Raw genomic sequence first — 17,401 nt, 5'->3', positions numbered from 1 at the left:
TGATCGGTGCCTGCCAAAATAAAAAAGGGCGAAGCCATCACAGCTTCGCCCTTTTCTGTACCGCCCGGACCTTAGTGGTGCTCGCGGGTCGCGCGGAATTTCACATCTGGCCAGCGCTCTTCCATCAGCGCCAGGTTGACCCGGGTTGGCGCCAGGTAGGTCAGGTGACCACCGCCGTCGAGCGCGAGGTTTTCCACGGCCTTGTTGGAGAACTCTTCCAGCTTCTTCTTATCGCTGCACTCGATCCAGCGCGCGGAGTACACGGTGATCGGCTCGTAGGAGCATTCGACTTTGTATTCCTCTTTCAGGCGGCTGGCCACCACATCGAACTGCAGCACACCGACGGCACCGAGGATGATGTCGTTGCTGCGCTCAGGGAAGAACACCTGGGTAGCGCCCTCTTCCGCGAGCTGCTGCAAACCTTGGCGCAACTGCTTGGATTTGAGCGGATCACGCAGGCGTACGCGGCGGAACAGTTCCGGGGCGAAGTGCGGGATACCGGTGAAGCCCAGCGCTTCGCCTTCGGTGAAGGTGTCGCCGATCTGGATGGTGCCGTGGTTGTGCAGGCCGATGATGTCGCCGGCGTAGGCCTCTTCGAGCTGTTCACGCTCGGAAGAGAAGAACGTCAGGGCGTCGCCGATGCGCACGTCCTTGCCGGTGCGCACGTGGCGCATCTTCATGCCTTTTTCGTATTTGCCGGAGCAGATACGCATGAAGGCGATACGGTCGCGGTGCTTGGGGTCCATGTTCGCCTGGATCTTGAACACGAAACCCGAGAACTTCTCTTCCACCGGTTCCACGGTGCGCTCGTTGGCGACACGGGCCAATGGACGCGGCGCCCAGTCCACCACGGCGTCGAGCACGTGGTCGACGCCGAAGTTGCCCAGGGCGGTGCCGAAGAACACGGGGGTCAACTGGCCGTCGAGGAATTCCTGCTGGTTGAACTCATGGCAGGCGCCCTGCACCAGTTCCAACTGGTCGACGAAACGATCGTACTCGTCACCCAGGTGGGCGCGGGCTTCGTCGGAGTCAAGTTTCTCGATGATCTTGGTTTCGGTGCGCTCGTGACCGTGGCCGGCGGTGTAGACAATGATGTAGTCGTCGGCCAGGTGGTACACGCCTTTGAAGTCGCGGTAGCAACCAATCGGCCAGGTGATCGGCGCGGCCTTGATCTTCAGGACGGCTTCGATTTCATCGAGCAGCTCGATCGGGTCGCGGATGTCGCGGTCGAGTTTGTTGATGAAGCTGACGATCGGCGTGTCACGCAGACGGCACACGTCCATCAGCGCGATGGTCCGTGGCTCGACACCTTTACCGCCGTCGAGGACCATCAATGCCGAGTCAACCGCAGTCAGGGTGCGGTAGGTGTCTTCGGAGAAGTCTTCGTGGCCCGGGGTGTCGAGCAGGTTGACCATGTGGTCGCGATACGGGAACTGCATGACCGACGTGGTAATGGAAATACCCCGTTGCTTTTCCATTTCCATCCAGTCGGAGGTGGCATGGCGGTCGGACTTGCGGGATTTCACCGTGCCGGCCACCGCGATTGCCTTGCCCATCAGCAACAGCTTCTCGGTGATGGTGGTTTTACCGGCATCGGGGTGGGAAATAATGGCGAAAGTGCGGCGTTTCGCGACTTCGGCGGCCTGGTGGGTCATGGGAAATCGCCTGGCAGGTGAGTCAAAAAAGGGCGGCGAGTATAGCGCAAACCCCGGGCGCCGGACCACCGTTCACCCGATTGGGGGTGGCTAAATGCTGCCAAGTATGGAACCTTTTAAAAGGTCGAGACGTCCACTCCCCTGCTACCGCACTCGGAACAGGGGCTGATAAATCAGCAAGTTAGCCTGACGAGGCTGCGCTCATGGCTCGATCGCATACCGCGTTGCCGGTATCGGCGAGCTGCTTTTCGCGAACCTATTCGCCGACAGCCAGGAATGGCATGTGGCGCGTGTGGCGAGTTTTGCGTGCCCAGATTCGAGCGTCAGAAGTTCATAGCCAAGGCGCTGTGACGAGTCATAGCCCGCTATGGCGAGGAACAGCAACGCAGGATATGAGCTTCTGGCGCCGAAGATGGGCGCGCAAAACTCGCCACACGCGCCACCTAGCTCGGGAATGTGTTCGCCGACAAAAGAAAAAAGGAGTCCGCCTGTGGCTATTCGCTATGGCAAAGGGCTGATAGGAGGCGTGGTTGTCGTCGCGCTCCTGGCCCTGCTGGTCCACTGGATCGGCATCAACACGATCGAACTGTACCGCGACGATTTGTTGTTTTACCTGCAAGCTCACCTGATCCTCGTTCTTGTCTCCATGCTGGCTGCCCTCGTTGTAGGGATCCCCGCCGGTATCCTGCTCAGCCGACCGAACATGGTCGGGCGCGCAGAACGCTTCATGCAGATCTTCAACATCGGCAACACCGTCCCTCCCCTGGCCGTACTTGCCATCGCCCTCGGCGTCCTCGGCATCGGCAGTGGCCCGGCCATCTTCGCGCTGTTCCTCGCCTCCCTCCTGCCCATCGTGCGCAACACCTACGAAGGCCTGAAAAACGTCCAGGGCTCCCTCAAAGAAGCCGCCACCGGCATCGGCATGACGCCGCGCCAGGTGCTGTTTCGCGTGGAACTGCCCAACGCCGTGCCGATCATCATCGGCGGTGTGCGCGTGGCCCTGGCGATCAACGTGGGTACCGCCCCCCTGGCGTTCCTGATTGGCGCCAACAGCCTGGGCAGCCTGATCTTCCCCGGCATCGCCCTGAACAATCAGCCGCAATTGCTGCTCGGCGCCGCGTGTACCGCGTTGCTGGCCTTGCTGCTCGACGGTCTGGTGACCCTGGCCAGCCGCCTCTGGCTGGAACGCGGGCTGCGGGCGTCTTAAGGAATCGACATGAAAAAACTGACCTTGATACTGAGCTGCGTCCTGCTGTGTGCAGGCTTTGCGCAAGCCGCTGAAAAACCGCTGATCCGCATCGGCGCCCGGGTGTTCACCGAACAGACCCTGCTGGCCGAAATCACCTCCCAGTACCTGCGTACCAAAGGCTACGACACTCGCGTGACCGGCGGCCTGGGCAGCAACCTGGCGCGCAGTGCCCAGGAAAGCGGGCAGCTGGATTTGATCTGGGAATACACCGGCGTGTCGCTGGTGGCCTACAACCATGTCGACGAGAAACTCGACAGTGAACAGTCTTACGCCCGAGTGAAAGAACTCGACGCGAAAAAAGGCCTGGTCTGGCTCTCTCCGTCGCGCTTCAGCAACACCTACGCCCTGGCGCTGCCGGAGAAGGTTGCCGAAGAGCATCCTGAAATCAGCAGCATCAGCGACCTGACGAAGGCCATGGCGGAAAACACCAAAGAAAACCGCCTGGTGGCGCTGGACACCGAGTTCGCCAACCGTTCCGACGGCCTGGCGGGCATGGTCAAGCTGTACGACATGAACCTGACCCGCAAGAACACCCGGCAGATGGACGCTGGCCTGGTCTACACCGCGCTGCGTAATGGCCAAGTGTTTGCTGGCTTGGTCTACACCACCGACGGTCGCCTGAACGCGTTCAAATTGAAGTTGCTGGAAGACGATAAGCACTACTTCCCGGACTACACCGCCGCGCCCGTGGTGCGTCAGGTGTATCTCGACGCCCACCCGGAATTGGCCGCCGACCTCAAGCCGCTGGCCGCGCTGTTCGATGACGAAACCATGCGTCAGTTGAACGCCCGGGTCGACGTCGACCACGAAAGCCCCTCCGCCGTGGCCGCCGATTTCCTGCGCCAGCATCCGATCAACTAACGAGGAGAAGACATGGAATTCCTGAACGCCTTTTCCCATCTTGATTGGGCCCAAGTCCTGCACCTGACCGGGCAGCACATCACCCTGGTCGGCATTGCCGTGATCCTCGCGATCCTCATCGGCGTGCCCCTGGGCATCCTGATGACGCGCTTCCCGACCTTGGCCGGGCCACTGCAAGCCAGCGCGACGGTGCTGCTGACCGTGCCGTCCATCGCCCTGTTCGGCCTGCTGCTGCCGTTCTACTCCAAGTTCGGCCAGGGCCTGGGGCCGATGCCGGCGATCACCGCCGTGTTCCTCTACTCCCTGTTGCCCATCATGCGTAACACCTACCTGGCCCTCACCGGCGTGGAACCGGGCATTCGCGAAGCCGCACGCGGCATCGGCATGACCTTCGGCCAGCGCCTGCGCATGGTCGAGCTGCCGATTGCCGTGCCGGTGATCCTCGCCGGTGTGCGCACCGCCGTGGTGATGAACATCGGCGTGATGACCATCGCCGCCACCATCGGCGCCGGTGGCCTGGGTGTACTGATTCTGGCTTCCATCAGCCGCAGCGACATGTCGATGCTGATCGTCGGCGCCGTGCTGGTCAGTCTCCTGGCCATCTTCGCCGACCTGCTCCTGCAATGGCTGCAACGCTCGCTGACTCCAAAAGGATTGCTCAAATGATCGAACTTCAAAACCTGTCCAAGACCTTTCAAAGCAACGGCAAGACCATCACCGCCGTCAACGATGTCAGCCTGACCGTCAACGAAGGCGAAATTTGCGTGTTCCTGGGGCCTTCGGGCTGCGGCAAGAGCACCACGCTGAAAATGATCAACCGCCTGATCAAGCCGACCTCGGGCAAGATCTTGATCAACGGCGAAGACACTACCGACCTGGACGAGGTGACCCTGCGCCGCAACATCGGCTACGTGATCCAGCAGATCGGCCTGTTCCCGAACATGACCATCGAGGAAAACATCGTGGTGGTGCCCAAGCTGCTGGGCTGGGACAAACAGAAATGCCACGACCGCGCCCGCGAGCTGATGAGCATGATCAAGCTGGAGCCCAAGCAGTACCTGCACCGCTACCCGCGTGAACTGTCGGGCGGCCAGCAACAGCGTATCGGCGTAATCCGCGCGCTGGCGGCCGATGCGCCGTTGTTGCTGATGGATGAGCCGTTCGGCGCAGTCGACCCGATCAACCGCGAGATGATCCAGAACGAATTCTTCGAGATGCAGCGCGCGCTGAACAAGACCGTGATCATGGTCAGCCACGACATCGACGAAGCCATCAAGCTGGGCGACAAGATTGCGATCTTCCGCGCCGGCAAGCTGCTGCAGATCGACCACCCGGACACGCTGCTGGCGCACCCGGCCGACGAGTTCGTCAGCAACTTCGTGGGCCAGGACAGTACCCTCAAGCGCCTGCTGCTGGTGAAGGCCGAAGACGCGGCGGATAACGCACCGTCGGTGAGCCCTGAGACGCCGGTGGCCGATGCCCTGGAACTGATGGATGAGCATGACCGCCGCTATGTGGTGGTCACGTGCGCAGAGAACAAGGCGCTGGGGTACGTAAGACGTCGCGACCTGCACCGTCAGACCGGCACCTGCGGCCAGTACCTGCGTGAGTTCAACGCCACGGCGGCGTATGACGAGCATTTGCGCATCCTGCTGTCGCGCATGTACGAGTTCAATCGCTCGTGGTTGCCGGTGATGGATGCTGAGCGGGTGTTCCTCGGTGAGGTGACGCAGGAGTCGATTGCCGAGTATTTGAGTTCTGGTAAGTCCCGTGGGGGCAAGACCAGTATTGTGTCGCCTGCTGAGACGGCCCTCGCCTGACCTGAAACCACGCGGTCAAAAATATGGGAGCGGGCTTGCTCGCGAAAGCGAAGTGTCAGTCACTGAATATGTTGACTGATACACCGCTTTCGCGAGCAAGCCCGCTCCCACATTGGGTCTGTGGTGTATCAGGGAAATCCCATCGATTTACCCCATTCGGGGAACATCAATCCGTCACACCGGTCGGTTACATAAGTAGCTGCACGGGTTCCCGCGACGAACGCGTGCAAAAACGCGACATTTTTAGTTGATCTATGGCCCCTCACGTCCTAAAGTTCGCGCCGAACGTCCATGCTGGAAACGATCCATCCGGCTCAAGTACTGACGACGAGACAGCAAGGCCAAGGGAAGCGGTTGATCCCATGGCCTTTTTGCTTTCGGCGACATGCCTTGGGAAGTAGGCGAACCAAAGTGGGGATACGGAGGACGTTCATTTGCACCCATTGATCAATCTAGTTTGCCCTTAGGAGTTCCCAGCATGTCGATTAACGTCGAAGATTATTTCGCGCGCGCCACTTTTGACAAAATGAAGGCCTTCGCCGACACGCAAGAAACCCCGTTCGTGGTGATCGACACCGCGATGATCAGCCAGGCCTACGATGACCTGCGCGCTGGTTTCGAATTCGCCAAGGTCTATTACGCGGTCAAGGCCAACCCGGCCGTCGAGATCATCGACCTGTTGAAAGACAAAGGTTCGAGCTTCGACATCGCCTCGATCTACGAGCTGGACAAAGTACTGGGCCGTGGCGTCAGCCCGGACCGTATCAGCTACGGCAACACCATCAAGAAATCCAAGGACATCCGCTACTTCTTCGAGAAGGGCGTGCGCCTGTTCTCCACCGACTCCGAAGCCGACCTGCGCAACATCGCCAAGGCCGCGCCGGGCTCGAAAGTGTATGTGCGTATCCTCACCGAAGGCTCGACCACCGCTGACTGGCCTCTGTCGCGCAAATTCGGCTGCCAGACCGACATGGCCATGGACCTGCTGATCCTGGCCCGTGACCTGGGCCTGGTGCCTTACGGCATCTCCTTCCACGTGGGTTCGCAGCAGCGCGACATCAGCGTGTGGGACGCGGCGATCGCCAAGGTCAAAGTGATCTTCGAGCGCCTGAAAGAAGAAGACGGCATCCACCTGAAGCTGATCAACATGGGCGGTGGCTTCCCGGCCAACTACATCACCCGCACCAACAGCCTGGAAACCTACGCTGAAGAAATCATCCGCTTCCTCAAGGAAGACTTCGGCGACGACCTGCCGGAAATCATCCTGGAGCCAGGCCGTTCGTTGATCGCCAACGCCGGTATCCTGGTGAGCGAAGTGGTGCTGGTCGCGCGTAAATCCCGCACAGCAGTAGAACGTTGGGTGTACACGGATGTGGGCAAGTTCTCCGGCCTGATCGAAACCATGGACGAAGCCATCAAGTTCCCGATCTGGACCGAGAAGAAAGGCGAGATGGAAGAAGTGGTCATCGCCGGCCCAACCTGCGACAGCGCCGACATCATGTACGAGAACTACAAGTACGGCCTGCCGCTGAACCTGGCCATTGGTGACCGTCTGTACTGGTTGTCGACCGGTGCGTACACCACCAGCTACAGCGCAGTTGAATTCAACGGCTTCCCGCCGCTGAAATCCTTCTACGTCTGATCGTGTAAAAGCCGGCTCCCTCGCCACAGCCGGCGCCTACAGGTTTAGGTGTACAGCGCGTTCTTTGTAGGCCTCGGCCATCGCCCTAATCTGCGGATCATTCGCCGCTTCCAACGCCTTTTGCGCCGTACGCAAAAACTTCAGATTCCCGCCCGCCAACGCCTCTCGCAGCCACTCCAACGCCGCATCGATCTGGCCTCTGTCCGCCAGCACCGCCGCATAACTGAACTGCCCGCGAAAATCGCCGCCTTCGGCTGAACGTCGATACCACGCCTCGGCAGCGTCCAGATCCCTTGGGCAACTTTGCCCGTCTTCCAGATAACGCCCCAACAGGTTCATCGACTTGGCGTGCCCCTGCTCCGCGGCCTGGCGATAAAGCGCCAACGCCTGTTGCTGATCCTCGGCGACACCGCGCCCGGTCGCGAGCAAATTGGCAAGGTTGTATTGCGCCCAATCCAGGCCCGCCTCGGCCGCTTGCTGATACGCCCGAGCGGCCGCCGCTTCGTCGGCGGCGCAGCCCCAGCCATGTTCCAGGCAACGACCGGCCATGTTGCGCGCCATCAGGTGGCCGCCCTGTGCCGCGATCTGGAACCAGCGCAGTGCCAAGGCTTCATCCCGCGCAATGCCACGGCCTTCCAGCAGGATTTGCCCGAGCAGCGCCTGGGCGTCCACCACGCCCTCCTTTGCCGCCACCAGGATCGCCTGGGCCGCACGGACCGGGGAGTCGTCGAGCATCGATTGCAGTTGCTCGACGTTGAGCACTTCTTCACGGCGTAATAAAAAGCCCATGTCAGACCTCGACCCAGCGGCGCAGCAGGTTGTGGTAGGTGCCGGTGAGCTGGATCAGGGCCGGGTGGTCGGGCACATCGCGCGACAGTTGCTGGATCGCGCCGTCCATTTCAAACAGCAAGGTGCGCTGGCTGTCTTCGCGCACCAGGCTTTGGGTCCAGAAGAACGAGGCGTAGCGCGCACCACGGGTCACGGCATTGACTTTGTGCAGGCTGGAGCCCGGGTACAGCACCATGTCGCCGGCTGGCAGCTTGACGCGCTGCAGGCCGAAGGTGTCCTGGATCTCCAGTTCGCCGCCGTCGTATTCGTCGGGGTCGCTGAAGAACAACGTGGAGGACAGGTCGGTGCGCACCCGCTCGTGGCTGCCCCGGGCCTGGCGTACAGCGTTGTCGATATGGAAGTCGAAGCTGCCACCGGCGGTGTAACAGTTGAGCAAGGGCGGGAAGACCTTGTGCGGTAACGCCGCTGACATAAACAGCGGGTTTTTCCACAGCCGCTCAAGCATCGCCGCGCCGATTTCCTTGGCCAGCGGGTGGCCTTCGGGCAGTTGCAGGTTGTGTTTGGCTTTGGCGGATTGGTGCCCGGCGGTGATTTTACCGTCGGCCCATTCGGTGGTTTCCAGGGCCTGGCGAATGCGCTGCACTTCCTCACGAGAGAACAGGCCGGGTATGTGCAGCAGCATGGGACAGTACCTGAAATCAGAGAGGCGCTAATGGTATTGATTCTTATCCGCCCTGTAAAACACAGCAGACGAACGAGTTCGTAAAAACCGTAAGCAAAAAGTGTAAAGAATGTAAATTCAGTGCAATTAGCAATGTATCGCAATTGATAGAAATACTTGTTCACCCTATATTCCGCGGCCTCACATCCTTGGGGAAAGGACACGTCATGCCGCGCACTACTCTAAAAACACCTGCCAGTTCACCACGCATGCTGGCCTCGGCCATCGGCGTTGCCCTCAGCGCCAGCTCTGCCGCCCAATTGGCGCAAGCGGCTGAAGACACCGAACAAAAAGGCGAGCGCAACAGCATCTCCCTCGGCGCCACCAGCATTACCGGCCAGGAGCAGGACAACACCTCCTACCAGGTGGAAAAAGCCTCATCACAGAAGTACACCGCCCCGCTGGTGGACACCCCGCGCTCCGTCACCGTGGTGCCACAACAAGTGCTCAAAGACACCGCCGCCACCTCATTGCAGGATGCCTTGCGCACGGTACCGGGCATCACGTTCGGCGCCGGTGAAGGCGGCAACCCTCAAGGCGATCGCCCGTTCATCCGTGGTTTCGACGCGCAGGGCGACACCTACCTGGACGGCGTGCGTGACACCGGTGGCCAGAGCCGTGAGATCTTCGACATCGAATCGATCGAAGTCAGCAAAGGCCCCAACTCCTCGTTCGGCGGGCGTGGCTCGGCCGGCGGCAGCATCAACCTGGTGAGCAAGACGCCACAAGCGCGGGACTTCACCAACGGCGGCTTCACCTACGGTTCCGACCAGACCCGCCGCTACGTGCTCGACGTGAACCGTCAGTTCCTCGACGACAGCGCCGCGTTCCGCCTGAACCTGATGAGCCACGAGCAAAACGTCGCCGGCCGCGACGCAATCGATTACGACCGTTGGGGCGTGGCCCCGTCGCTGACCTTTGGCCTGGGCACCCCGACCCGCGTCAACCTCAGCTACTACCACATGGAAAGCAATGACCTGCCCGACTCCGGGATCCCGTATGGCTACAGCAGCAGCGCCTCAAACGCCGCCCACGTCCACGACAAACCCACCGACGGTGGCGACAGCAACAACTTCTACGGTTTGAAAAGCCGTGACTTCCGCAAGACCCGCGCCGACATCAGCACGTTCTCCATCGAGCACGACCTGAACGACAACATGACGCTGAAAAACACCCTGCGCCATGGCAGTACAGGCCAGGACTACGTGCTCACCCAGCCGGACGACAGCCAGCACAACGTCAACCAGTTCGGCACCGTGTGGCGTCGTGCCAATACCCGCGTTTCCACCACCACGACCACCACCAACCAGACCGACCTGTTTGGCAGCTTCCAGGCCCTGGGCTTCAAGCACAGCTATTCCACCGGCCTGGAATTCACCGGTGAAGAAACCCGTGTCAGCGGCTACACCGTCAGCCCCAACACCAACCCGTCGTGCACCGTCATCAAGGGCTCTGCAAACGGCCAGTGCACCTCCTTGAGCAACCCGACCCCCGACGACGCCTGGACCGGCTCCATCGCACGCAACTATATGGGCACCAACACCAAGGCCACCAGCCGTGCCGCCTACGTGTTCGACACCATCGAACTGGACCCGAAATGGTTGCTGAACGTCGGCCTGCGCTACGACACCTTCGACACCGAAGCCAACACCAACGCCGTGCCGACCTCCACCGTCAAGGCGCGCAGCAAGGTCAAGGACGACAGCCAGTTCTTCAACTGGCAGGCGGGCCTGGTCTGGAAGCCGCTGGATAACGGCAGCATCTACACCTCCTACGCGACGTCGGCTTCGCCGGCCGGTGGCCTGGTGGGCGAAGGCGTGGACAGCAACGCGATCCCGACCGGCATCAACACCAGCGACCTGAAGCCGGAAGAAACCGTCAACTACGAGCTGGGCACCAAGTGGGACCTGTTCCACAACCGCCTGTCCCTGTCGGCTGCGGTGTTCCGCACCGAGAAGAAAAACACGCGCATCCTGGTGGACTCCAACACCTACGAGACCGCAGGCGAATCGCGAGTGGACGGCCTGGAACTGTCGGCCAGCGGCAAGATCACCGATCAATGGCAAGTGTTCGCCGGCTACAGCTACCTGAAAGCCGAACTGGTTGACCCAGGCAAGAACGGCAACCGCACGGGTGCCGTCGTCGCGGGCTCCAACAAAGGCAACCAGATGCCTAACACGCCAGAAAACTCATTCAGCCTGTGGACCACGTATGACGTGACACCAAAACTGACCATCGGTGGTGGCGCGTTCTACGTCGATCAGGTCTATGGCGACCCGGCCAACACAGTGTACGTGCCGTCCTACACCCGCTACGACGCCATGGCCAGCTACAAGTTGACCAAGAACGTCGACCTGCAATTGAACGTACAGAACTTGACCGACAAGACCTATTACGACAAAGCCTACGCGGCCCACTTCGCCAACCAGGCAGCCGGTCGCACCGCCCTGTTGTCCACCAGCTTCCACTTCTAAACGCGGGCAACAAACGCGCAAAAGCCCCACGCATCGGATGCGTGGGGCTTTTGCGTGTTAAACAGAATATTTCTCGATAACCCACGGCATAATGCGCGCCGTGACAACAATATCCAGATGAGCGAGGCGGTCCGACGTGTTGAAGAAAACCCTGTTCCAGTTGCACTGGTTCTTCGGCATCACTGCCGGGCTGGTGCTGGCGTTGATGGGGATCACCGGGGCTGCGGTCTCGTTTCAGGATGAAATACTGCTGGCGCTCAACCCGACCGTGTTGAGTGTGCAAAAGCTCGAAGCCGGCGTACTGCCGCCTGCGGAGTTGGTGCGCAAGCTCGAAGCCACCGAAGGCAAGACCGTGTCGATGCTGTGGGTCGAAAGCGAAAGCGGCCACGCCGCGCGCGTGTTCTTCACCCCGCCAGCCGGTGAGCGTCGCGGCCAGATGCGCTACTTCGACCCCTACACCGGCGACTACATGGGCGACGCCGTCGGCCAGGACGTGTTCGGCTTTATCTTGCAGTTGCACCGCTTCCTCGTCATGGGGGATACCGGCCGCCAGATCACCGGTGCCTGCACACTGATCCTGGTGTTCTTCTGCCTGTCGGGCCTGTACCTGCGCTGGCCGCGCCAAGTGACAAGCTGGCGCGCCTGGCTGACCCTGGACTGGCGCAAAAAAGGCCGCAGTTTCAATTGGGACCTGCACTCGGTATTCGGCACCTGGTGCCTGCTGGCCTATCTGTTGGCCGCACTGACCGGCCTGTATTGGTCCTACGATTGGTACAACCAAGGCGTGACGAAGCTCTTGTCGGACGCGCCACAAAATGAACGCATGCGCAAACGCGGTCCTCCGCCCGCAGGCCCGGCGCCGGTGGCCAACTACGACGCCATCTGGAGCAGCATCTACAGCAATGCCGGCCCTGGCTTGAGCGCCTACAACATCCGCATGCCAGCGGTCGCCGGCCAGCCGGCCACCGTCTACTACCTGCTCAAAGACTCGCCCCATGACCGGGCGCTGAACCAGATCAACCTCGACCCGGCCAGCGGCGAGGTCAAATCCCACGACCGCTACGCCAGCAAGTCCCTGGGCTCCCGACTGCTGACCAGCGTCTATGCGCTGCACACCGGCAGCTACTTCGGTTTGATTGGGCGCATCATCCTCACCATCAGCGCGCTGTGCATGCCGCTGTTCTTCATTACCGGCTGGTTGCTCTACCTCGACCGCCGCCGCAAAAAGCGCCAGGTCCGCGATGCCCGCCAAGGCCTCGTCGCCAACAGCAGCGATGCGCCAGCCTGGTTGATCGGCTTCGCCAGCCAGAGCGGCTTTGCCGAGCAACTGGCCTGGCAGACCGCCGGGCAATTGCAGGCCGCCGGGCTACCGGTGAAGGTGCAGCCGTTGGGCAGCGTCAGCCGCGACGACCTGAGCCAGTCGCACCATGCGCTGTTCGTGGTCAGCACCTTCGGCGACGGCGAAGCCCCCGACAGCGCCCGTGGTTTCGAACGCAGCGTGCTCGGCCAGGACCTGTCCCTCAAGGGCCTGAACTACTCGGTACTGGCCCTGGGTGATCGCCAGTACGAACACTTCTGCGGCTTCGCCCGACGCCTGCATTTCTGGCTGACCCACCAAGGCGGCAACGCGTTGTTTGCGCCGGTGGAAGTCGACAGCGGCGACGCCGACGCCCTGCTCACCTGGCAACAGCAACTGGGCCAACTCACCGGCCAGGCGCCCGCCGCGGCCTGGCAAGCGGCGCCGTTCGAGAACTGGTCACTGAGCCAGCGCACGCTGCTCAACCGCGACAGTGTGGGTTCGGACATCTACTTGCTGGGCCTCACACCGCCGTCGCCGCAAAACTGGTTGGCGGGTGACCTGGTGGAAGTCCTGCCACGCAACTGCCCGTGGGCCATCGAACACTTCCTCGAAGGCCTCGGCCTGGCGGGCAGTGACGGTGTGGTGATCGACGGGCTGGCGCAGTCCCTCAACCAGGCATTGGCGACCCGGCAACTGCCGGAGAACCGCACCCATCTGGTCGGCCTGCATGCCCAGGCGCTGGTGAACGCGCTGGTGCCGTTGGGCATGCGCGAATACTCCATCGCCTCGATTGCCAGCGACGGCGTGCTGGAGCTGATCGTGCGCCAGGAACGTCACCCCGACGGTAGCCTGGGCGTAGGTTCGGGCTGGCTGACGGAACACGCCGCGATCGGTTCGGGCATCAGCCTGCGCCTGCGCCGCAACAGTGGCTTCCACCTGCCAGAAGCACCGGTGCCGCTGATTCTGCTGGGTAACGGCACTGGCCTGGCGGGCCTGCGCAGCTTGCTCAAGGCGCGCATCGCCGAGGGTCATACACGCAACTGGCTGCTGTTTGGCGAACGCAATATCAAGCACGACTTCCTGTGCCAGGACGAACTGCAAGGCTGGCTGGCCAGCGGTGGCCTGGCGCTGCTGGACCTGGCGTTTTCTCGCGACCAGGAAGAAAAAATCTACGTGCAGGACCGCCTGCGCGAGTCGGCTGATGTGTTGCGCAAATGGATTGCCGACGGCGCCGCGATTTATGTGTGTGGCAGTCTGGAGGGGATGGCAACCGGCGTTGACCGGGCGCTGGTGGACATCCTGGGGAGCGAGGCGGTGGAGCGGTTGATCGAGCAAGGCCGTTATCGGCGCGACGTCTACTAAGGACTCCCGGACGAAGACGTTCAAATGTGGGAGCTGGCTTGTCTGCGATAGCGATGGTGAATTCACTATCGTCATCGCAGGCAAGCCAGCTCCCACCGTTTTGATCGTATTCCAAGTCAGGTGGGTTGCAGTTTTTGTTCGAACACCGAGACCCCATCCAGATCCCGCAATATCACGGTCAACTCCGCCGTCTGCCCATCAATCTGCACCTCGCCGAAAAACTGGAACCCGGCAAACGGTGAACTGTTCTGCACCGCAGGCGCTTTCTGGAACACCACCTCGGGCCCGAAGGTTTTATCCAGCACATTCGGCCCGAAACTCCCCGCGTTCAACGGCCCGGCGACAAACTCCCAGAACGGTTCAAAATCCTGGAACGCCGCTCGATCCGGGTGGTAATGGTGGGCCGCGCAGTAATGCACATCCGCCGTCAGCCACACGTGGTTACGCACGTTTTGTGCCCTTAAAAAGCCCAGCAGGTCGGCCATTTCCAACTCACGACCTTGGGGTGCGCCCGGGTCGTTATTGGCGATGGCTTCCCAGCGCGGCACGCCCGGGCTGACCTCGCCGTCGGGCACGCCGAGGCCGATGGGCATGTCGGCGGCGATGACTTTCCACTGCGCCTGGGAGCCCTTGAGTTCGCGCTTGAGCCACTCCAGCTGTTCGCGCCCCATGAAGGGTTTTTCGCCGCCCAGGTTGTCATCGTTGGGCCCGCGATAACTGCGCATGTCCAGCACGAACACATCCAGCAGCGGGCCATAGCTGAGCTTGCGGTAAATGCGCCCGCCACCGTCGGCCGCCTGCCGGCGCATGGGGGAATATTCCAGCCAAGCCTGGCGTGCGCGGCCGACCAGGGTGTTGATGTCCTTGGTCTGGTAGCGCTCGTCCAGTTGCTTGCTCGGCGACCAGTTATTGACCACCTCATGGTCGTCCCACTGCCAGATCTGCGGCACCTCGGCGTTGAAGCGGCGCACGTTTTCGTCCATCAGGTTGTAGCGATAATTGCCGCGATACTCATCGAGGGTCTCAGCGACCTTGCTCTTGGCTTCGGTAGTGATATTGCGCCAGATGCGCCCGCCTTCCGTGGTGAGCTGCGCGGGCACCGGGCCGTCGGCGTAGATGGTGTCGCCGCTGTGGATAAAGAAGTCCGGCAGACGCAGGCGCATGGCTTCGTAGATGCGCATGCCACCGATATCCGGGTTAATGCCAAAGCCTTGGCCGACGGTGTCGCCGCTCCACACAAAGCGGATGTCGCGACGCTGCTGCGGCACGCTGCGCAGGTGGCCGAACCAGGGTTCGCTGGCGACACCGGTCTGGGCGTCTTCGAAGTGCACGCGATAGAAAATCGCCTGGTCGGCGGGCAAGCCGGTGAGTTCGACACGGGCGGTAAAGTCGGTGCGGGTGTCGGCCAGGGGCGAGATGAACCTGCGCGGGTTGCTGAACACGCTGCGGGTGTCCCACTCCACCACCATCCGCGCCGGGCGGTCGCTGCGGCTCCAGATCATGGCGCGGTCGCCCAGCAGGTCGCCGGACTGCACACCGTCGGTGAGTTGCGGCCGGTCTTTCACCGAAGCGATCACCGCCGGCGCCAAGCCCGGCAGCAACAGGCCAGCGCCGACGGCTTGCATCACGCGGCGGCGGCCGAGGTCGAAGTGGCTCATGCAGGTTCCCTCTTGAGCGTCAAAAGGAAACTAAACCACGCGGGGATGAAAACCAGATGACACTTGTAGGAGCCCGCTTGCCGGCGATGGCGGCTAATCAAACAACACTGATGTTGAATGTCAGTCAGTCATCGCAGGCAAGCCAGCTCCCACATTTTTAGACCGTGACCAACAGTGGTTCTGCGTCCGGGCGCTTGATCAGCGCATACACCAAACCGGTCAGCAGGCTACCGGCGACAATCGCCAGCAGGTACAGCAGCGCATGGTTCATCGCATTCGGGATGACCAGCACGAATAACCCACCGTGGGGCGCCGCCAGCTTGCAGCCAAAATACATCGACAAGGCGCCGGTCAACGCGCCACCGGCGATACTGGCCGGGATCACCCGCAACGGGTCCTTGGCCGCAAACGGGATCGCACCCTCGGAGATAAAACACAGCCCGAGAATCATCGCCGCCTTACCCGCTTCGCGCTCAGTCTGGGCAAACTTGCGTCGCGCCAGGAACGTGGCGATGCCCATGCCGATCGGCGGCACCATGCCTGCGGCCATTGTCGCGGCCATCGGTGCACCGCTCTGTGCCGCCAGCAGGCCGACGGAAAACGCATAGGCCGCCTTGTTGATCGGGCCGCCCAGGTCGACACACATCATGCCGCCCAACAGGATGCCCAGCAGCACTGCGTTGGTGGTGCCCATGGTGCTGAGGAAATCCGTCAGCCCCGTGAGCATGCGCGCCACCGGTGGGCCCACCAGGTAGATCATCGCGAGGCCAGTGAACAGGCTCGCCAGCAACGGAATGATCAGGATCGGCTTGAGCGCCTCCAGGCTCTGGGGCAATTGCACCGCACGGGTGATCAACTTGACGCAGTAACCGGCCAGGAAACCGGCGAGGATGCCACCGATAAACCCGGCCCCCAACGTCCCCGCCAGCAGCCCGCCGATCATGCCGGGGGCAATGCCTGGGCGGTCGGCAATCGAGTAGGCGATGTAGCCTGCCAGCAACGGCACCATCAGCATGAACGCGCGATCACCCACGGTTTTCAGCGCCGCCGCGAGCGTGCCTTCCTGTTCGAAGGCGTGAATACCGAACACGAACGACAACGCGATCAACAAACCGCCCGCCACCACCATCGGCAACATGAACGACACGCCGGTGAGCAGGTGTTTGTACACACCGGTTTTTTCCGACTTGGCCACCGCTGCACTGCCGGTGCTTTCCACCGCGCCTTCGGCCAACGCTTTTTTCAGCGTCGCTTCGGATTGCTTGAGGGCGATGCCCGTGCCGCAACGGTAAATTTTCTTGCCGGCAAACCGCTCGGTGGCCACCTCGATGTCCGCCGCCAACAGCACCACGTCGGCGTCGGTAATCGCTTGCGCGCTCAACGGTGTGCGCGCACCCACCGAACCCTGGGTCTCGACCTGCAGGTCGTAGCCCAGGCGCTTGGCGGCTTGCTGCAAGGCTTCGGCGGCCATGAAGGTGTGCGCCACCCCGGTCGGGCAGGCAGTGATCGCGACGATGCGCGGTGCGATCCTGGCGGTTGCTTCAGTGGCGACGTACACCTGCGCCTCTTCGGCGCCCCGCCGCAAGATCGCCTCGACGTCCGCCAGTGCCTGGGCCGGCGTGCTCTGGAACACGCGCTTGCCGACAAACCGCTGCATGTCCACCGGGGTGCTGCTGACCAGCAGCACCCACTCGGCGGCGTCGAGGGTGGCCTGGGACAACTGGCGCTCGGGGCGCTGCCCATCCACCACTTCGACGCTGGTGCTCCAGCCTTGGCGTTGCGCGGCAGCGTCCAACAAGCGGGCGCACAGCACACTGGTGACCATGCCGTTCGGGCAGGCGGTAACAATGGCTAACTTCATCACAAACCC

The 17,401-nt window shown here is 61.8% G+C and carries 12 protein-coding genes; 7 read left to right on the top strand and 5 right to left on the bottom strand.

Going from position 1 to position 17,401, the window contains the following annotated elements:
• Window positions 1-71: 71 nt before the first annotated feature.
• Complete coding sequence (locus ACVWVP_RS04405) at window positions 72-1,655, bottom strand: peptide chain release factor 3 (RefSeq protein ID WP_025856262.1); 1,584 nt, start codon at window positions 1,653-1,655, stop codon at window positions 72-74.
• Window positions 1,656-2,145: 490 nt separating this feature from the next.
• On the opposite strand from ACVWVP_RS04405, the gene ACVWVP_RS04400 reads away from it, so the two are divergent.
• The 5 genes from ACVWVP_RS04400 (at window position 2,146) to ACVWVP_RS04380 (ending at window position 7,227) form a co-directional block, all read left to right on the top strand.
• Entirely contained in the window at window positions 2,146-2,862 is a 717-nt protein-coding gene (locus tag ACVWVP_RS04400) for an ABC transporter permease (RefSeq protein WP_016971594.1), read from the top strand.
• Window positions 2,863-2,871: 9 nt separating this feature from the next.
• Window positions 2,872-3,765, top strand: a complete 894-nt coding sequence (locus tag ACVWVP_RS04395; protein ID WP_178919107.1) for a glycine betaine ABC transporter substrate-binding protein — start codon at window positions 2,872-2,874, stop codon at window positions 3,763-3,765.
• 12 nt (window positions 3,766-3,777) lie between these two features.
• Complete coding sequence (locus ACVWVP_RS04390; RefSeq protein WP_016971596.1) at window positions 3,778-4,431, top strand: ABC transporter permease; 654 nt, start codon at window positions 3,778-3,780, stop codon at window positions 4,429-4,431.
• The gene (locus ACVWVP_RS04385; RefSeq protein WP_135307767.1) at window positions 4,428-5,585 is read left to right on the top strand and encodes an osmoprotectant ABC transporter ATP-binding protein OsmV; all 1,158 of its coding nucleotides are present in this window, start codon (window positions 4,428-4,430) and stop codon (window positions 5,583-5,585) included. The genes ACVWVP_RS04390 and ACVWVP_RS04385 overlap by 4 nt, the downstream gene beginning before the upstream one ends.
• Before the next feature lie 478 nt (window positions 5,586-6,063).
• Window positions 6,064-7,227 carry a type III PLP-dependent enzyme gene (locus ACVWVP_RS04380; RefSeq protein ID WP_176995125.1) on the top strand — a complete coding sequence of 388 codons (1,164 nt, stop codon included), beginning with the start codon at window positions 6,064-6,066 and terminating at the stop codon, window positions 7,225-7,227.
• 36 nt (window positions 7,228-7,263) lie between these two features.
• On the opposite strand, the gene ACVWVP_RS04375 is transcribed toward ACVWVP_RS04380, so the two are convergent.
• Both ACVWVP_RS04375 and ACVWVP_RS04370 read right to left on the bottom strand, forming a co-directional pair.
• A complete protein-coding gene (locus ACVWVP_RS04375; RefSeq protein WP_178919109.1) occupies window positions 7,264-8,016 on the bottom strand; it encodes a tetratricopeptide repeat protein in 753 nt (250 codons plus the stop codon).
• A 1-nt stretch (window position 8,017) separates the two neighbouring features.
• Window positions 8,018-8,698: a Fe2+-dependent dioxygenase gene (locus tag ACVWVP_RS04370; protein ID WP_176995127.1), complete on the bottom strand. Its 681-nt coding sequence runs from the start codon at window positions 8,696-8,698 to the stop codon at window positions 8,018-8,020.
• 206 nt (window positions 8,699-8,904) lie between these two features.
• Between ACVWVP_RS04370 and ACVWVP_RS04365 the strand changes: the two genes are divergently transcribed.
• Both ACVWVP_RS04365 and ACVWVP_RS04360 read left to right on the top strand, forming a co-directional pair.
• Window positions 8,905-11,211: a TonB-dependent receptor gene (locus tag ACVWVP_RS04365; RefSeq protein WP_178919111.1), complete on the top strand. Its 2,307-nt coding sequence runs from the start codon at window positions 8,905-8,907 to the stop codon at window positions 11,209-11,211.
• A gap of 136 nt (window positions 11,212-11,347) precedes the next feature.
• A complete protein-coding gene (locus ACVWVP_RS04360; protein ID WP_457404539.1) occupies window positions 11,348-13,873 on the top strand; it encodes a PepSY domain-containing protein in 2,526 nt (841 codons plus the stop codon).
• Between the two features lie 116 nt (window positions 13,874-13,989).
• On the opposite strand, the gene ACVWVP_RS04355 is transcribed toward ACVWVP_RS04360, so the two are convergent.
• Together ACVWVP_RS04355 and ACVWVP_RS04350 are read right to left on the bottom strand one after the other, a co-directional pair.
• Window positions 13,990-15,531: an alkaline phosphatase D family protein gene (locus ACVWVP_RS04355; protein ID WP_457404538.1), complete on the bottom strand. Its 1,542-nt coding sequence runs from the start codon at window positions 15,529-15,531 to the stop codon at window positions 13,990-13,992.
• A gap of 157 nt (window positions 15,532-15,688) precedes the next feature.
• The gene (locus ACVWVP_RS04350; RefSeq protein ID WP_178919117.1) at window positions 15,689-17,392 is read right to left on the bottom strand and encodes a PTS fructose-like transporter subunit IIB; all 1,704 of its coding nucleotides are present in this window, start codon (window positions 17,390-17,392) and stop codon (window positions 15,689-15,691) included.
• Between the last annotated feature and the right edge of the window lie 9 nt (window positions 17,393-17,401).

The organism is Pseudomonas sp. TE24901 (genome assembly GCF_054058375.1).
This window is presented reverse-complemented; position numbering and strand designations above follow the sequence as displayed.